14 protein-coding genes are annotated in these 17,946 nt (G+C 35.8%); 5 read left to right on the forward strand and 9 right to left on the reverse strand.

Annotated elements, in window-relative coordinates; genetic code table 11:
* Nucleotides 1-25: 25 nt before the first annotated feature.
* The 7 genes from lpxD to ACUTSE_RS03415 all read right to left on the reverse strand — a co-directional run bounded on the left by lpxD (nucleotide 26) and on the right by ACUTSE_RS03415 (nucleotide 7,577).
* Nucleotides 26-1,042, reverse strand: coding sequence for a UDP-3-O-(3-hydroxymyristoyl)glucosamine N-acyltransferase (gene lpxD / locus ACUTSE_RS03385; RefSeq protein WP_002985654.1), 1,017 nt, complete (start codon nucleotides 1,040-1,042; stop codon nucleotides 26-28).
* 30 nt (nucleotides 1,043-1,072) lie between these two features.
* Entirely contained in the window at nucleotides 1,073-2,311 is a 1,239-nt protein-coding gene (locus tag ACUTSE_RS03390; protein ID WP_259187955.1) for an HD domain-containing protein, read from the reverse strand.
* Between the two features lie 114 nt (nucleotides 2,312-2,425).
* Nucleotides 2,426-3,928, reverse strand: a complete 1,503-nt coding sequence (hutH, locus tag ACUTSE_RS03395) for a histidine ammonia-lyase (RefSeq protein ID WP_445639237.1) — start codon at nucleotides 3,926-3,928, stop codon at nucleotides 2,426-2,428.
* Nucleotides 3,929-3,956: 28 nt separating this feature from the next.
* A complete protein-coding gene (gene yaaA / locus ACUTSE_RS03400; RefSeq protein WP_445639238.1) occupies nucleotides 3,957-4,724 on the reverse strand; it encodes a peroxide stress protein YaaA in 768 nt (255 codons plus the stop codon).
* 33 nt (nucleotides 4,725-4,757) lie between these two features.
* Complete coding sequence (locus tag ACUTSE_RS03405) at nucleotides 4,758-5,771, reverse strand: metal-dependent hydrolase (RefSeq protein WP_445639239.1); 1,014 nt, start codon at nucleotides 5,769-5,771, stop codon at nucleotides 4,758-4,760.
* Between the two features lie 81 nt (nucleotides 5,772-5,852).
* Nucleotides 5,853-6,332 (reverse strand): Lrp/AsnC family transcriptional regulator, encoded by a 480-nt coding sequence (locus ACUTSE_RS03410; RefSeq protein WP_002985664.1) that lies wholly within the window; start codon nucleotides 6,330-6,332, stop codon nucleotides 5,853-5,855.
* Nucleotides 6,333-6,422: 90 nt separating this feature from the next.
* Nucleotides 6,423-7,577, reverse strand: a complete 1,155-nt coding sequence (locus ACUTSE_RS03415; RefSeq protein ID WP_445639240.1) for a M14 family metallopeptidase — start codon at nucleotides 7,575-7,577, stop codon at nucleotides 6,423-6,425.
* Nucleotides 7,578-7,880: 303 nt separating this feature from the next.
* Between ACUTSE_RS03415 and ACUTSE_RS03420 the strand changes: the two genes are divergently transcribed.
* The 5 genes from ACUTSE_RS03420 to ACUTSE_RS03440 all read left to right on the forward strand — a co-directional run bounded on the left by ACUTSE_RS03420 (nucleotide 7,881) and on the right by ACUTSE_RS03440 (nucleotide 16,475).
* Nucleotides 7,881-8,315, forward strand: a complete 435-nt coding sequence (locus tag ACUTSE_RS03420; protein ID WP_445639241.1) for a helix-turn-helix domain-containing protein — start codon at nucleotides 7,881-7,883, stop codon at nucleotides 8,313-8,315.
* A gap of 427 nt (nucleotides 8,316-8,742) precedes the next feature.
* On the forward strand, nucleotides 8,743-9,807 hold the full coding sequence (locus ACUTSE_RS03425) for a CNNM domain-containing protein (RefSeq protein WP_259187950.1): 1,065 nt from the start codon (nucleotides 8,743-8,745) through the stop codon (nucleotides 9,805-9,807).
* Between the two features lie 1,398 nt (nucleotides 9,808-11,205).
* Nucleotides 11,206-13,764, forward strand: coding sequence for an ATP-dependent Clp protease ATP-binding subunit (locus ACUTSE_RS03430; RefSeq protein WP_445639242.1), 2,559 nt, complete (start codon nucleotides 11,206-11,208; stop codon nucleotides 13,762-13,764).
* 145 nt (nucleotides 13,765-13,909) lie between these two features.
* Complete coding sequence (rimK, locus tag ACUTSE_RS03435; protein ID WP_002985675.1) at nucleotides 13,910-15,274, forward strand: 30S ribosomal protein S6--L-glutamate ligase; 1,365 nt, start codon at nucleotides 13,910-13,912, stop codon at nucleotides 15,272-15,274.
* A 52-nt stretch (nucleotides 15,275-15,326) separates the two neighbouring features.
* Nucleotides 15,327-16,475 carry an LETM1-related biofilm-associated protein gene (locus tag ACUTSE_RS03440; RefSeq protein ID WP_259187949.1) on the forward strand — a complete coding sequence of 383 codons (1,149 nt, stop codon included), beginning with the start codon at nucleotides 15,327-15,329 and terminating at the stop codon, nucleotides 16,473-16,475.
* Here ACUTSE_RS03440 and can read toward each other — a convergent pair.
* Together can and ACUTSE_RS03450 are read right to left on the reverse strand one after the other, a co-directional pair.
* A complete protein-coding gene (can, locus tag ACUTSE_RS03445; RefSeq protein ID WP_445639243.1) occupies nucleotides 16,472-17,122 on the reverse strand; it encodes a carbonate dehydratase in 651 nt (216 codons plus the stop codon). The two genes, ACUTSE_RS03440 and can, sit on opposite strands and share 4 nt — an antisense overlap.
* An 11-nt stretch (nucleotides 17,123-17,133) precedes the next feature.
* Nucleotides 17,134-17,772 carry a carbonic anhydrase family protein gene (locus ACUTSE_RS03450; protein ID WP_036462615.1) on the reverse strand — a complete coding sequence of 213 codons (639 nt, stop codon included), beginning with the start codon at nucleotides 17,770-17,772 and terminating at the stop codon, nucleotides 17,134-17,136.
* Nucleotides 17,773-17,946 lie beyond the last annotated feature (174 nt).

The following is a 17,946-nucleotide window of genomic DNA, read 5'->3' on the forward strand; positions in this document are numbered from 1 at the left end:
AATCTTTTTGTATTTCGATAGGTTACTATTTTTCGTTCTTTAGCATGTCTAGGTCATCTACGATTTTCGGTAGATTTCTAAAATGGCTATATGATTTTAAGAAATCAGTATGGCCAATAGCTGGTGATCCCTGAACAGCAATATTCGATTCTAAATTCTTCGTTACTCCTGATTGTGCTTGAATCTTAACATTGTCTCCAATTGTTAAGTGTCCAACAATCCCCACTTGTCCGCCAATCATACAGTTTTTGCCAATTTTCGTTGATCCTGCTACTCCTGTTTGTGAAGCAATAACGGTATTTTCACCGATTTCAACGTTATGTGCAATTTGAATTTGATTGTCTAGTTTAACACCTTTACGGATAATGGTTGACCCCAATGTTGCGCGGTCAATTGTTGTTGCAGCACCAATTTCAACATTATCTTCAATGATAACATTTCCAATTTGTGGTACTTTACTGTAAGTTCCATCTCCATTTGGCGCAAAACCAAATCCATCTGATCCTACAATAGTTCCCGCATGAAGCGTACAACCCGACCCGATAATTGATTCGGAATAAATACGCACTCCTGCAAACAGCACAGTATTATCTCCAATTACTACATTATCTCCAATAAAAGTATTTGGATACACTTTTACATTGTTTCCAATTTTTGTATTTTTCCCTACATAACAAAAGCTCCCTAAATACAAATCTGTACCATACGTAGCCCCTTCTGAGATTACGCTAGGTTGTTCAATTCCAGATTTCATTAATTTCACTTGGTTGTAATATTCCAAGAGTTTTGAGAAAGCTTTATATGCATCATCAACTTTAATTAATGTTGCTTCCACTTCATGCTCCGGTTCAAATGTTTTATTCACAATGACAACCGATGCCTGGGTGGTATAGATATAATGGACATACTTTGGATTGGCTAAAAACGAAATAGAGCCTTTTGCCCCTTCTTCAATCTTAGCTAATGTAGATACCTCTACTTGAGGATTCCCAACTATTTCTCCTCCTAATACTGACGCTATTTGTTCTGCTGTTATTTTCATCACCGCAAAAATATAAAATATAATTGAAAATTAACTTTCAAAAACGCTTTTTGGATAACAAACGAAGTGCTTTGTCACTGGTTTGGTTAACGCTTTGAGATTTAATTGATCCGAAACGGATAAAACATCCGCAACTTGTCCATCTTTTCTCACAATCATAATTGGCTCCTTATCCTTGCTATAAGCCTGATTCCTAACCTTTCCTTTAAACACAAAGTAGCTCGCCCATTCTGCCGAAATTTTATTTTTGGTCTGAACGTCTTCTAAACGTTTTTTCAATTCTTCTTTAACTAATTTCTTGTCTTCTATAATTTCTATGCGCAACAATTTTCGATTCACGATCATCTTACTCAACTGAGCCAAGACAAAATCGTCGTGAAACTGCCACGATTTTAATGCACTAACAATATCTGAATCATCTAACAAAGCAAATTGCTCTAAAGCAGTTTGTTCAAAATCTACAAACTCCCCCTTGTGTTCTAAGAAAAACAACAAGGCTGGACTGCCCCATAGTTTCACTCCTTTGCTGACTAATTCTTTGGCGCGTTTTAAAATGCGCACCAATATTAATTCTGCACAAACACTTGTTTTATGTAGGTAAGCTTGCCAATACATCAAACGGCGTCCAACTAAAAACATCTCTACAGAATAAACGCCTTTTTCCTCCACAACCAATCGGTCATCCACAACATTAAGCATTTGAATCAACCGCTCGGAATTGATATCTCCCTCAGCAACGCCACTGTAAAAACTATCTCTCTTCAGGTAATCCATACGATCCATATCCAACTGACTAGAAATCAATTGTAACATAAATTGACGATGATATTCTCCTTTAAAAATCTGAATTGCTAAGTCGAGTTTTCCATTAAATTCTTTATTTAATTGATGCATAAAATAAAGGGAAATCGCCTCGTGATGCACCCCTTCTACGATACTTTCTTCCATTGCATGCGAAAACGGACCATGTCCGATATCGTGCAACAAAATAGCAACATACAAAGCAGTTTCTTCTTCTTCAGAGATAGCGATATTTTTAAAACGGAGTACTTGTACAGCTTTTTGCATCAGATGCATACAGCCTAAAGCGTGATGAAAACGAGTATGATGTGCCCCTGGATAAACCAAATAAGACACTCCCATTTGAGAAATCCTTCTTAATCTTTGAAAATAAGGATGCTCGATCAAATCATAAACGAATGAATTGGGAATAGAAATAAATCCATAAATTGGATCGTTCAGTATTTTTAATTTATTGCTTGTAATCAACGATGATAAATTATTTTGTAATACGTAAAACAAAGATAACAATATAATAAAAAGCCACATCTCTTTTTTAGAAAAAGATGCAGCTTTTATATAAACGGTTTTAAAAAACCAATATTATTCTTCTAAATCGATTTGAAAGCTTCCTAAAAATGCAATTGTTTTTTCAATATCATAATGTAGAATACGATCTTCTGAAACAAAAGGCACCTCTTCGCGGTAAGACTTAATAAATGATTCGATAAATTCACTTGATTTAGCCGGACGTCTAAACTCTAACGCTTGTGCTGCATTGAATAACTCGATCGCCAAAATACGCTCTAAGTTATCAATGATACGCAACGTTTTCGTAGCTCCATTTGCTCCCATACTCACGTGATCTTCCTGCCCATTACTTGAAACAATACTATCTGTACTTGTAGGGTTTGCCAAATGTTTATTTTGACTTACAATACTCGCAGCTGTATATTGAGGAATCATAAATCCTGAATTTAATCCTGGGTCAGACACCAAGAAAGCAGGTAATCCTCTCAATCCTGAAATCAACTGATACGTACGTCTTTCTGAAATATTTCCTAACTCAGCCAAAGCAATCCCCAAGAAATCAAAAGCCAATGCTAAAGGTTGTCCATGGAAGTTTCCTCCAGACACCACCAAATCATCTTTATAGAATACATTAGGGTTATCTGTTACCGAGTTGATTTCGGTTTTAAATACTTTACTCACATATTCAATAGCATCTTTTGATGCTCCGTGTACTTGTGGAATACATCTGAATGAATATGGATCTTGTACGTGTTCTTTATGACGCGCAATCAATTCAGATCCTTCTAACACTTCATTAAAGAAAGAAGCTGTTTCAATTTGCCCACGGTGTGGTCTTACATGGTGAATCAATTCATTAAACGGCTCGATTCTTCCATCAAAACCTTCTAAAGAAACCGCTCCAATTAAATCTGCCAAATAAGACATTTTTTTTGATTTAATCATCACGTAGCATCCATAAGCACTCATGAACTGCGTTCCATTAAGCAAAGCTAATCCTTCTTTTGATTTCAGCTGAATAGGCTCCCATCCCATTTTCTCCAACACTTTACTCGCCGGTTGTCTGAATCCTTCATACACTACTTCTCCTTCACCAATCAAAGGCAACGTCAAATGTGCCAAAGGCGCCAAATCTCCTGATGCTCCTAAAGATCCCTGTGTATAAACAACAGGTAAAATATCGTGGTTAAAGAAATCTACTAAGCGTTCTACCGTTTCTAATTGAACTCCAGAATTACCATAGCTCAACGATTTAACTTTCAACAACAACATAATTTTCACAATCTCATTTGGCACAATTTCACCTGTACCACAAGCATGAGATTTCATTAAGTTCTCTTGTAATTTCGTTAAATCACTATCGTTGATCTTTACATCACATAACGATCCAAATCCGGTATTGATTCCATAGATTGGATCTTTTTGTGTTTCCATTTTATTGTCCAGATAGGCACGACAATTTACAATATTTGCACGCGCTTCTTCTGAGATATCCAACTTTTGATCTTGGGTGATAATCTCATTTAATTTTTCAATTGTAAATACATCTGAACTTATATAATGTACTGTTTCCATAATTTTATTGGCTCTATTCTTTTATTTATTATCTTGTAAATATCAAATTATTTGCTGTAGATTCACTTTCGCTCCATGCATATCCATCTAGGTTAAATCGCTTCAATCCCTCTACATCTTGAATATTGTGATCAATAATGTAACGCACCATCATCCCTCTTGCTTTTTTCGCGTAAAAACTAATTGTTTTTAGCTTTCCATCTCTCAACTCTTTAAATTCTGGAACTACAATAGGTGCTTTGAGTTTCTTTTGATCAATAGCGCTAAAATATTCGTTACTAGCTAAATTAACCAATACTTCTCCTTCCTCCATCTCCTTATTTAAGTAATCTACGATAATCGGTTTCCAAAATGCAGGTAGATTCGCTTTATCGCCAATTGGCATTTTAGTTCCCATTTCCAAACGATACGGTTCGATTTCATCCAATGGACGTAAAATCCCATATAATCCAGACAAGATGCGCAAGCTATTTTGCAAGCGTTCTATTTTATCTTCAGACAACGTATAAGCATCTAATCCAACATACACATCTCCGCTGAATGCATATACTGCTTGTCTAAAATCAGCTTCGTTCTTTTTATTCTTCTTGTAATTTCGCTCTTGATTTCTCTGCCAATTCAGTTCTGCTAAATTAGTAGAGATTTTCATTAACTCCATCAATTCAACTGGTGTTTTTTCTTTCAAAACCCCATTGATTATTTTACTTTCTTTTACAAATAAAGGCTCTGTAGTAGCTGTAAAAGGCACTTTTGTATTATAATCCAAGCTCTTAGCAGGCGACACAACTATCTTCATCTTATTTTTTTTTCAAATATAGCCATTCTTCCCTTAATCTTCTTTCAATCCAAAAATCTTTCGTCCAATAGATTTCAACAATTTAATTCCGTCCCCTCTATCCTTTTTCACTTCCTTCACATTCAATTCTCCTTTTTCATCGATGTAGAATTTGTAGCTAAATGCAAACTGCACATCCCCCTCCTGCTCTCGCAAGACACCAAAGCGAAGATCATTGAAGTATATTTCATTATTCACTTCAGAAAAAGTATAATACCCCTCTGAAAGTTTAACTAGACGATTAATAAGGCTGTGTTTTTCCAAACTCCCTATCACCTCTCTATTTTTTGGGTACGTTTTAAATTCAACAGGCTCTGGACTAAAAAAGGAATACGTTCCTATCAAGAAAGCATCATCCGTTTCTACAATAGCAGTCCACAGAATGGTATTCATGATTGTAGGTTTAACCGACATGGACTTATAAGAAATATGTTGCTGATCCAAAACCCCTGTAAAACTATAAAAAGCAACAGCCTTGAGTAAAAGCGTCAGCACTAAGTATGCACTACTGACATACAACCCCAATCGATTGAAGTACAAACGTCGTTTCATATCGGTTTTTTCCCTCATAGATTTAATAAGGAAAAATAGAAAAGGTAAGGTATAGAGTGGATCAATCACAAAGATTGATTTAAAAGCGAAGGAATAATCTAGTGGCCATAACACGCGTGTCCCCCAAGTGGTAAAGACATCCAATGCGGCATGGGTGAAAAATCCCCAAAAGAAGAGCCAAACCCCTTCTTCATAGGTTACTCCTTTTTTCTTTTCAAGCCAATACAGCAAGAAACCAAAAAGGAATGCGCCAAAAATGGCAAATAATATTGAATGCGTGATACCACGATGGAATTCTAATGCACTTAACGGATCAGTAAAAAAAGTAGCAAGAACATCTAAATCAGGAATAGTACCTGCTATTGCTCCATATAAGACGGCTTTATTTTTTAGTTTCTCCCCCAATAGCGCGTTTCCGACAGCACCACCTAAAACAATTTGAGTAAACGAATCCATTTTTATTCTGTATAAAAAACGAATATAAAAAAAAACTGCACAAGGGCAGTTTTTTATTCATTTACTTTTTTAAAAAATTGACTACAATTCTTTAAAAATTGTATGCATTAATCGTTTTTTGTCGTTGATACTTTCTTCTAAAGAAATCATTGACTCTGTTCTGTACACTCCATCGATATCATCAATCATGTAGATAACTTCTTTTGCGTGACGTGTGTTTTTCGCTCTAATTTTGCAGAACACATTGAATTTACCAGTAGTTACGTGAGCAACTGTCACATATGGAATTTCATTGATACGTTCTAAAACAAATTTAGTTTGTGAAGTATTATGTAAAAATATTCCGATATATGCAATGAATGCATATCCTAATTTTTCATAATCAAGCGTCAACGAAGACCCCTGGATAATACCAGCATCTTCCATTTTTTTCACACGTACGTGAACTGTACCTGCTGAAATTAATAATTTCTTAGCGATATCTGTAAAAGGCACTCTCGTATTATCAATCAGCATATCTAAAATCTGGTGATCGATTTCATCTAAACGAAACTTACTCATAAATCAATTATTTATGTTAATTCTAAATCTATATTTCAGTACAATAATAATAAAAAAAAATCTTATTTATTCAAAAAATAGCAATTTTACCTATTTTTTTAATAAATAATTAACCTCTTCGACTGATAACGCTATAACATCCTCAAAATTTTGGTCTAAAATATCGTGTGGGTTCTCAATGAAAGATTTCAAGATGCAATCTTTTTCTATTAATGTATGCACAAATTTACTCCCTTTTTTATCAATACCCACAATAATAGGACAAAATTTAACACTTCCATCCGTTAATACCTCTTTATATTGAATTTTCACTATAATTTTTCGCTGTAAAGATGGGATAATTACACTTCTCAATTCAACATCGCAAAAGCTCTTTGTATTCTCAGGGAGCGAAAAGTAAACTTCAGGAGAATAGGCTTCATATCCATTAGTATGAGCCAATACATCCAATACACGCAACAAACTTACACAGACTAAGGTTCTGGTGTTTTCACGCTGATAATCATTCGCCCAATGACCTGCCTCTATTAATATAGTAGGAATCCCCATTGCTTGCGCATAATCTCCAATACAATTTAAATTAAAACCATCATCAAAGCGTCCAACATGTCCAGGAGCCATTTCTTGTGCGATTTCATTCATCGCTACAATTAATTGTACGGCCTTTTTTCGGGTTGCATTCATCTCTCTTTCGGCATTAAAAGCAGGCGCTAAAAATGATATTGCAGCCGATTTTCCAGTATCCCCTACACCAAAAATACTGCGTTGATCATGTAAATTAAATGCAAAATCGGGTTGTATGTTCTCCAATAATTGTCGCAATAATTTACTTTCGGGCTGACTTAATTCAACCGAATCTCGATTTAAATCGACCTGATTTGCGTTTACTCGTGTATAATAAAACGCCCCATCCGGATTTAAAATTGGAACAATTGTAAGGGTAAATTGCTCCGCCCATTTTGCAATTTGTTCTTCTTTAGATTCGTTTAAATAATGAAGTAAATCCAACACCGCTTTTGTTGTTGTCGATTCATTTCCATGCATCTGTGACCACATCAAAATTTTCGTTTTTCCTTGACCAAATTGCACGGTATAAATCGATCTATTTTCAACTGATTTCCCAACCACATCAACCTTAAAGTAATGGTTTAAGTCAGATAAGAAATCCTCCACCATTTCATTGGTTATATATCGTCCTGAAATTGTTGGCACTTTATACGCGTTAGCTTTCTGTTGTTCGTTCATTGTCTCAATCTATTTACAATATTACAAATGTAAACATTTCATTTTTTACAAATGTAAACATTGTTTTGCTTTTTGTATTTTACATTTGTCAACAATTACGACCTGTCCTTTTCCAATGAATACTCTAAGATTTTACATTTTTATTTTAAAACATATTTTTAATTAAAATTCAACTAGTTACATACTATTACCTAAACTAAAAATACAACAAATCTAGCACATATTTTACTTGTATACATTTGTTAATTCATTATTTTTATTACATTTGTAAACTATATAACTTAAAAATATACATTTGTATCCATGGAAAATTTTGTAAACAGACTGGAGTTTTTATTAGAGCATTTTGAACTCTCTGCCTCTGCTTTTGCAGATAAAATAGGTGTTCAACGTTCAAGTTTATCTCATATTTTATCAGGAAGAAATAAAGCAAGTTTGGATTTTATTTTAAAAATAAACGACACTTTTCCAGAGCTAAATCTCGAATGGTTGATTAAGGGAATTGGCTCTTTTTCTGGTGAAAAAAAACAAGGTGATTTAGGTACTCCTACTGTCGATTTATTTTCTTCAACAAGTAAAATTGAAACGCCAAACACTACACTTCCACCCGCTCCTTTGGAGGGTAAAAAAGAGGCAATAACACCCAAACCTATTCCTGATTTTTTAACTTCCTCAGACATGGAACAAATCGTTGTTTTTTATAAAGACGGAACTTTCATCACATACAAGCCTAGATAAAAACAACACATAAGACTAATCTATTATTTAGCATTATCTAAATAATATAAAACCAACTTTATTAAAATAAAAACAAGCACAATCTAAAAATAATTAACCCATGAAGGTAAATTTTATTTGATGGTGAATTTCATTTTTATTCTCTCCTCTTCTTCACTACTTTTTTCAGTTGATTTTTCCTTTGAAACATCTACGAGCGAAGTTCGTATCAACTTCAGAAAAACAACTGACTTTAAACAACAAACTACTTTTTGATTCAAACGGAAGTAAAAGAAAAAATACCCCTTACTCTTCCACTTCACTTTTAGCTCTTGTCTATTTATTTTCTCTTACCGCTACTTCAGTAAACAATTTGTTTGCTTGAGTTATATTTAACCCTTATTGAAAAAGAAAAAAGAATAGTATTGTTCCTTTAAGTTTTAATTGAATGACTTTATTATTAATTTATTTATTTTTAGCCTTAACGGTTTCTTTTATCTGCTCCATTGCAGAAGCAGTATTATTATCTACCCCTCTTGCATTCCTGCATTCAAAATCGGATCAAGGGGACACCAAAGCAAAAGCTTTGATTCACATGAAAAAGGATATTGACAAGCCTTTATCTGCCATCCTATCTTTAAATACCATTGCACACACTGTTGGAGCTGCTGGTGTTGGAGCACAAGCCACAGCCGTTTTTGGAGAGGCTTATTTTGGTGTTATCTCTGCCCTTCTAACCTTACTCATCTTAGTACTAACTGAGATTATCCCTAAAACATTGGGTGCAAACTATTATAAATCTTTGTATAGCTCAACCGCGACTACGATTTCTAGTATGGTTATTCTCTGCTATCCTTTAGTTTTACTTTCTTCCTTCTTAACCAAACGCTTGAGTAAAAAACAACAAGAATCAAGTATTAGCCGAGAAGAGTTATCGAGTTTAGCAAGTATTGGTGAACAGGAAGGTATCTTAGAAGGAAAGGAAACGAAAATCATCCAAAACTTAATCCAACTCAAAGATGTTTCTGTTTCAGCCATCTTTACTCCTCGTATTATGATGATTCACGCAGATGAAGAGCTAAGGCTTCAAGAGTTTTTAGCGAATAAAGAATTGCTTCACTTTTCGCGTATTCCTATTTATAGCGGACAAACAGAAAACATCGTGGGATATGTACTCCGCGACCTCATCTTTGAACACTTAGCAGACGATCAATTTGATATTCAACTAAAAGACCTAAAACGAAACATCCTTCAGTTCAACGAGCGAACAAGCGTTTTAGAAGCTTGGAGTCGATTGACGGAAAAACACGAACACATTGCCATCATTACCAATGAGTATGGAGAAGTTCAAGGACTTCTAACATTAGAAGATATCTTAGAAACCCTTTTGGGATTTGAAATTGTCGATGAAAAGGATAAAATTGTCGATTTGAGACAATATGCCGAAGAAAGATGGAAAAGCAAACAACGCAAATACCAGTTTATCGAAAATCATAAAAACGTTGAGGAATAATGAGGGAGTTTGTGAGGTTTGCTCTTTGTGAGGTTTGCTCTTTGTGAGGCGGTGAGAAGATGAGGCGGTGAGGTTGTAGGTTTATCGATTAAAGAGACATTTCGTCTCACCTTCTCATCACCTCCTCATCACCTAACCTCCTCATCACCTAACCTCCTCATCACCTAACCTCCTCATCACCTAACCTCCTCATCACCTAACCTCCTCATCACCTAACCTCCTCATCGCCTCACCTCCTCATCACCTAACCTCCTCATCACCTAACCTCCTCATCGCCTCACCTCCTCATCACCTAACCCCCTCATCACCTAACCCCCTCATCACCTAACCTCCTCATCACCTACCCCTCCATTCGCCTCTCAAAAAGAGTTCCTAGTAGTTTTGTTAGACATTCCTTCGACATTCCTTGGACAATGCTTGGAGAATACTAGGAAAATAGACACTTTTGTCGAAGGAATGTCCTAGGAATCTCCAAGAAGAGTCCAGAGAGAGTCAAAGGAGAGCCCAAGAAGAGTCCTAGGAATACTGAAGAAACCTTCTTCCTCCCTAAAATATTTTTTTAGGTTCCAAACTTGGGATTAAGACACTAAGTTATTGTTTTTAAAGAAGTTAAATCATCGATTTTTTATTTTCGAAGGCAAAAAGTGTAAGGACCAATGGCAATTGGCCTCTGATATGAATCAATCTCGATGAAAGGAAAAAACAAAATACACAAAATCCTCCCTTGTAAAGTGCCTCATCGCCTTATCGCCTTTTTTTCATAATTTCTCTAGTTACCTGGAAAATTACCATTTGCCACTACGGAACTTTACATCACACACCGCCTCATCTTATCATCGCCTCATCGCCTTATCGCCTTATCACCTTTTTTCAGAATTTATCTTGTTACTTGGCAAATTACCATTTGCCACTACGGAACTTTACATCACACACCGCCTCATCTTATCATCGCCTTATCGCCTTTTTTCATAATTTCTCTAGTTACTTGGCAAATTACCATTTGCCACTACGGAACTTTACATCACACACCGCCTCACCCTCTCACCAATCTCACCCTCTCACCAATCTCACCCTCTCACGAATCTCACCGCCTCACCCTCTCACCGCCTCACCCTCTCACCGCCTCACCCCTTCACAAAGCACAAACCTCACAAAAAGCAAACCTCACCTCCCCGTTACCCTATCACTATTAAAATGATATTGCGTCATTTATTTACAACAACAACTTCTCCTCTTGCAAACTTTGGCTTTAGTATAAAAAAAAGACCCCATAATATTTTTATTTACCAGATTTTTTTTGTCAATTAGCGTATGACAGAAGGGCAACTTTTACCAACTAGGTATGCTTTTTGCCTTAGTTTATGTATAAAAACAAATAATCACCTAAATTCAGTTAATATGGACGAAAATTTTTCACAAGAAATAAAAGATGTTATTTCCTTTAGTAAGGACGAGGCATTACGTCTAGGTCATGACTTTATTGGAACTGAGCACTTTTTGTTAGCCTTATTGAGAATTGAGCAAGGTGAAGCGTCAACGATTCTCCAAAATTTAGAAGTCGACATTGATTTTTTACGACATAAAGTTGAGAATTTAACACCTTATTCTACCACCAAGACAGCAGTAAACGAGAAAGGATCCCTATATCTTACCAAGCAAGCGGAAAGAGCTTTGCGCTTAACCTATTTAGAAGTTAAAGTATTCAAGAACATTGAAGTTACTTCTGCCCATTTGCTATTGTGTATTTTAAAGAACAACGAAGATCCTATTACTCAAATCCTCAACAAAATGAATGTGGATTATGAGAATGTAAAGAAATATTATGTAGAATTTCTTTCTGAAGAGAAGACAGAATCAGATAGTGAAGATATCTTCCACAGTCCCAAAGCGGAGACTTTTGAAGAATCAGGACAAAATGACAGTTCAAGTAGCAAAAAATCTGACACTCAATCTACTCCACCAAATAAAAAGAGTAAAACTCCGGTATTAGATAATTTTGGTAGAGATTTAACAGAGATGGCTATTGAAGGCAAATTAGATCCTGTTGTTGGGCGTGAGAAAGAAATTGAGCGCGTTTCACAGATTTTGAGCCGTAGAAAGAAAAACAACCCGTTATTAATTGGTGAGCCAGGCGTTGGTAAATCAGCTATTGCGGAGGGGTTAGCTTTAAAGATTATCCAGAAAAAAGTTTCTCGTGTTTTATTCAACAAACGCGTCGTAACGTTAGATTTAGCGAGCTTAGTAGCAGGAACGAAATACAGAGGACAATTCGAAGAGCGCATGAAAGCGGTCATGAATGAGCTAGAGAAAAATACGGATATCATTTTGTTCATAGATGAAATTCACACCATTGTTGGTGCGGGTGGAGCAACTGGTTCATTAGATGCCTCTAATATGTTCAAGCCTGCTTTGGCTAGAGGGGAAATCCAATGTATTGGTGCCACAACGCTAGATGAATTCAGACAGCACATTGAGAAAGATGGAGCTTTAGAGCGTCGTTTCCAAAAAGTATTGGTAGAGCCTACTTCCGTAGATGAAACCATTATTATTTTGAACAACATTAAGGACAAATATGAGAGTCACCATAACGTTATTTATACTGATGCAGCTATTGAGGCTTGTGTGAAATTGACTAATCGTTATATGACGGATCGATTCTTACCAGACAAGGCAATTGATGCTTTGGATGAAGTAGGATCTCGTGTGCACATCACCAATATTAATGTACCTCAAAACATACTCAACTTAGAACAAGAATTAGAAGAAGTTCGCGAGAATAAAAACCTAATGGTTCAAAAGCAAAAATATGAAGAAGCAGCCAATCTAAGGGACAAAGAGAAAAACATCGAAAAAGAACTTGAGATTGCGCAAGAAGCATGGGAAAAAGAAGTAAAAGACAATCGCATTCTCATCACAGAAGATGATGTTGCGGATGTTGTATCGATGATGACGGGAATTCCAGTGAATCGAATTGCTGAAAAAGAGATTACCAAATTAGCGAACCTACCAGCTATTATAAAAGGAAAAGTAATTGGACAAGACGAGGCAGTTGGAAAAATTGCCAAAGCTATTCAACGTAATCGCGCGGGGTTAAAAGACCCGAACAAACCGATTGGATCCTTTATCTTTTTAGGTCAAACCGGGGTTGGTAAAACGCAATTGGCCAAAGTTATTGCTAAAGAGCTTTTTGATTCTGAAGATGCCTTAATTCGCATCGATATGAGTGAATACATGGAGAAATTTGCTTTATCTCGTTTGATTGGAGCGCCTCCAGGATATGTTGGTTATGAAGAAGGAGGTCAATTAACAGAAAAAATCCGCAGAAAACCATACAGTGTTATTCTATTTGATGAAATTGAAAAAGCACACCCTGATATCTTCAATATGTTATTACAGGTTTTAGATGATGGGCATTTAACGGATAGCTTAGGTCGTAAAGTCGATTTTAGAAATACGATTATTGTGATGACTTCCAACATTGGAGTTCGTCAATTGAAAGATTTTGGACAAGGCGTTGGGTTTGGTACACAAGCTCGTAAGGAACAAACGGATCAACACAGTAAATCAGTGATTGAAAGTGCATTGAAAAAAGCCTTTGCTCCTGAATTCTTAAACAGAATTGATGATATTGTTGTTTTCAACTCGTTAGAGAAGGAACACATTCACTCTATTATTGACATTGAGTTAGCTAAATTATTCCAACGCATTGATGATTTAGGGTATAAATTGAACTTAACAGATAAAGCGAAGAATTTTATTGCGGAAAAAGGGTTTGATAAACAATATGGAGCGCGACCATTAAAACGAGCGATTCAGAAGTATATTGAAGATCCAATTGCCGAAGAAATTGTAAACGCCAAGCTCACTGTAGGAGATACCATTACATTGGATGCGCCTAAAGATGAAAAAGGAGAAGCTTTACTGATTAAAATAAAAACAAAAAAACCTGCTAATTAGCAGGTTTTTCCTTTTTCTATCTTAGTTGTTTTTAGACTAAAGATAATAGACATGTTATTTAATCGTTATTTTTTATTTTTTTATCTTTATTACATCATAGCAATTGCTTTAAAGTAGTACTTTCGCGGTTGCATAATTAAATAAAATGGTAGATAAACTCATTGTTGGTAGTGAAGAATGGTGTTCTTTCTCTACATTAAATATCCCAGCGATTAAAGCTCGCGTAGATTCTGGAGCAAAGACTTCTGCTTTACATGCGGTAAACATTAGTGCTTTTGAAAAAGACGGTGAAAAATGGGTCAAGTTTGATGTAAATCCTTTACAAAATAATGGCAAGACCATTATACATTGTGAAGCCAAAATGGTGGATAAGAGAATCGTCAAAAGCTCTAGTGGATCTAGAGAATCTCGCTATGTTATCAAAACCACCCTTGTTTTGGGTGAAACTTCTTGGGATATTGAATTAACCCTAACCAATAGAGACTCTATGGGGTATCGCATGCTATTGGGACGAGAAGCGATGGGCGGTCGTATTTTAGTTGATCCTGAAAAGCACTTTTTATTGGGTCAACCGACAGTAGAAAAACTAGATGAATACTACAATAAACCCAAAGAAGCCAAAAGTGGCTTGAGAATTGGGTTATTAGCTAGTAATCCAGACTTATACAGTAACCAACGTATTATTGAAGCAGGAGAATTAAGAGGGCATGAAATGCACTTCTTAAACCTGAAATACTGTTACATGAAATTGGACGCGAATCAACCTGAAATTCACTATAGAGGGGGACGCGTATTGAATGATTTTGACGCCGTTATTCCGCGTATTAGACCGAGTATGACGTACTATGGTTGTGCGTTGACACGTCATTTCGAATCGCTAAAAGTATACAGTTTGAATAGCGCTGCAGCTATTGCACAATCAAGAGATAAATTATTCTCTTTGCAATTGCTTTTAAATCACGGAATTGACATTCCTACAACGGGATTTGCTAACTCTCCTTTGGATACGAACGATTTGATTAAAATGGTTGGCGGAAGTCCGCTAATTGTCAAATTATTAGAAGGTACACAAGGAAAAGGGGTCGTATTAGCAGAGACAAAGAAAGCAGCAGAAAGTGTAATCAATGCTTTCAAGAGCTTAAATGCCAACATTTTAGTTCAAGAATTCATCAAAGAAGCGAATGGGAAAGACATTCGTTGTTTTGTGGTGGATGGCAAAGTAGTTGCTGCAATTCAACGTGAGGCTGTTCCTGGAGAATTCAGAGCGAATATCCACTTAGGAGGAACTGCTTCAATCATCAAAGTAACTCCAGAGGAAAAACGCATTGCTATTCGCGCAGCGAAAGCGATGAATTTAAAAGTAGCGGGTGTTGATATCATTCGTTCAGCTAAGGGGCCTTTGTTGTTAGAAGTGAACTCTTCACCTGGATTAGAAGGTATTGAAGGCGCAACGAATAAAGATATTGCCTCTGAGATGATTAAAGCAATCGAAAAACAAGTTAAATGGTAAAGAAATAGCCTCGTGCTATTTCTTACCTTCATTATAAACGCACCTTGTATTTATGAACCCATCGACAACTGGCTGGATAAAAAAATACTTCGCTGAACAAGATAAATACGCCATTTTCAAAGCTACTGATACCAAAACGTTAGCACATGAAATAAGAGCGACTGGTTTTAGTTTTGGTCAAATCAATGCTAGTGGATTTCCTGAGATTTACACTACATTTAAGTATACCCAAGAGGAATTTGCTAAAATCTGCTTCTTACAGCTATTAGAAAAGATTTACTTCTTCAAGTATCCGACGCATACCACCGATGAATTCATCAGTCGATTGCTTGATTTTTACCAGTTATTTGTACCACATAAGACCAATTTCTTCACGAGTTTATTTGAAGATAAAAACACCTATGCTCGTTTAGAACACCTCTTTGCAATTAAGTGGAAAGAAAACTTCTTTTCGCAGTCTAAGAGCAATAATATTGTGTTGAATTTACTTGTTCTGTCTATTTATCTCTTAACTTTTGAGACGTATTTAGCTGGGCAAATTCACCCGAATCTATACCATGTTTACTTGGAAGATCTGATTCAATCCATCTTAAATCGCACCCAACCGCAACAGCACACGGAAGTTCTTTTATCCGAGAATCCGAATGACTTTGCCATTGATGAGATTATGGAAGTGCAATCTTCTTATTTGGAATCGAGTTTACTCTTGGATATTGTGATGTGTAGTTCTTGGAATAATGAAGTAAAGACATTGGAATTACCTGATTTTTCTGTGGAGCCATTCAGTAGATTAGCCTTTACTACAGAACAAATCGAGGATAGTCGTTTGTGTTTCATGCTTTTCTTACAGCAAAATGATTACAACTACTTCTATTTAAAATCATCGAATTTATTCAACAATATGATTAATAATTCGACCAATTATGTCGAGTTTTTAGTTGGACGAAATAAGGGAAGAATTCTAAAGGAAATTCAGAAAAACAAGCAATTGATGCAGTTATTGATGGATTCAACCCATCGAAATTTAGATATACAAGAAAAGAAATTGATTAAGAAACAAACCTTAGAGGTGATTAAAACAATTCCTTCTCTTGCTATATTTTTATTACCAGGTGGTACGATATTACTCCCTATAATTTTAAAATTTATCCCTTCACTCCTACCTTCCTCATTCAATGAGAATTTAGATTCAGAGGATTAAATTTTTTTGAAACGAAGTTGATAAACTTCGTCAAGATCTTGATTATTGGTTACGTTTACTTCTAAATCGGTCACATAACCCGAATTTAGTCCGTAAACCCATCCGTGAATGCTCAAGTCTTGGTTTCTTGCCCAAGCCCCTTGTATGATTGATGTTTTTGCTAAATCGTACACTTGTTCTTGTACGTTTAATTCTACAAATCGGTTGAATCGCTCCGTGGTATCTTCAATACCATCTAATTCCACATTGTGCAAGCGGTAAACGGTTTTGATGTGTCTGATCCAGTTGTCAATCAATCCGTAAGATTCATTTTTCATTGCAGCTTCTACACCACCACATCCATAATGCCCACATACAATGATGTTGGTTACTTTTAGGATATTCACCGCGTAATCTAGCACGCTCAACATATTCATGTCCGAGTGGATAACCATATTAGCGATATTACGGTGTACAAATACATCCCCCGGTTCCGCCCCAATAATTTCGTTTGCTGGTACACGGCTATCCGAACAACCAATCCATAAAACAGGTGGTGTTTGTCTGTGGCAAAGGCGCTTAAAATATTCTGGATTTATGGCTAGTTTTTCTTCTACCCAAGCTTTGTTATTCTCTAATATTTTTTTGTAAAATTCGTTGTGTTTCAAAACTTCCTCTTTTATTCAACAAACATTTCTTTGACGAAATCTACTTCTCCCGTTTCCACTTTATAAAAAGCACCTACAATACCGATTTCTCCTTTTTCATACATCTCACAAAGTACCGTACTTTTAGTCAAAATATGATTGATGGTGTATTCAACATTGTAAAACGCAACCATATCAACCCCTTCTTTCGACTTAATATCTAAATCAGGGTAGTATTTTTTTACATGTTCAACGGCAGGATCTACTTTAGCTAATAAGTTGCTTAAATGGCCTAATTTCACGTCTTTACACGCTCCTGTGATTGCACCACAGTGTGAATGTCCCAAAACCATAATCAATTTAGAACCTGCTAATTTACAAGCGAATTCCATCGAACCGATAATATCTTCATTCAATACATTTCCAGCGATACGCGTGCTAAATACATCGCCCAATCCTTGGTCGAAAATAAGTTCAGCAGAAGTACGGCTATCGATACAGCTTAGGATAATAGCGAAAGGAAATTGGCTCTCTTTAGTTTCATTTACTTGCTCCAGTAAATTAGCATGTGCTTTTAAGTTTTCAACAAAGCGTTTGTTTCCTTCTTTTAAAAAAGACAGCGCCATTTGCGGAGTCATTGACTTTTGATCGTCTATATTATGTAGTCTCATTTTTACGCGATTTGTACGATAATAATTCGAAACAAATGTAACCAAAAATGACTTTTAAAATATAAATAAAGCAATAAACCTCTATATTTTTATCAATTTAAAAAAAACATAACAGTTTTTAAGGATTTTATGGCTCTATATGTTTCAGTTCCAATTCATATAAAGGTGTATTTG

The sequence above is a fragment of the Myroides sp. TSA_177.3 genome, from assembly GCF_052691955.1.

Coding starts and splice junctions, on each gene's coding strand:
- rimK (WP_002985675.1), top strand. CDS start 13,910: ATGGTAGATAAACTCATTGTTGGTAGTGAAGAATGGTGTTCTTTCTCT.
- ACUTSE_RS03410 (WP_002985664.1), bottom strand. CDS start 6,332: ATGAGTAAGTTTCGTTTAGATGAAATCGATCACCAGATTTTAGATATG.
- ACUTSE_RS03425 (WP_259187950.1), top strand. CDS start 8,743: ATGACTTTATTATTAATTTATTTATTTTTAGCCTTAACGGTTTCTTTT.
- ACUTSE_RS03430 (WP_445639242.1), top strand. CDS start 11,206: ATGGACGAAAATTTTTCACAAGAAATAAAAGATGTTATTTCCTTTAGT.
- ACUTSE_RS03450 (WP_036462615.1), bottom strand. CDS start 17,772: ATGAGACTACATAATATAGACGATCAAAAGTCAATGACTCCGCAAATG.
- ACUTSE_RS03405 (WP_445639239.1), bottom strand. CDS start 5,771: ATGGATTCGTTTACTCAAATTGTTTTAGGTGGTGCTGTCGGAAACGCG.
- ACUTSE_RS03420 (WP_445639241.1), top strand. CDS start 7,881: ATGGAAAATTTTGTAAACAGACTGGAGTTTTTATTAGAGCATTTTGAA.
- yaaA (WP_445639238.1), bottom strand. CDS start 4,724: ATGAAGATAGTTGTGTCGCCTGCTAAGAGCTTGGATTATAATACAAAA.
- ACUTSE_RS03415 (WP_445639240.1), bottom strand. CDS start 7,577: ATGAACGAACAACAGAAAGCTAACGCGTATAAAGTGCCAACAATTTCA.
- hutH (WP_445639237.1), bottom strand. CDS start 3,928: ATGGAAACAGTACATTATATAAGTTCAGATGTATTTACAATTGAAAAA.
- ACUTSE_RS03440 (WP_259187949.1), top strand. CDS start 15,327: ATGAACCCATCGACAACTGGCTGGATAAAAAAATACTTCGCTGAACAA.
- lpxD (WP_002985654.1), bottom strand. CDS start 1,042: ATGAAAATAACAGCAGAACAAATAGCGTCAGTATTAGGAGGAGAAATA.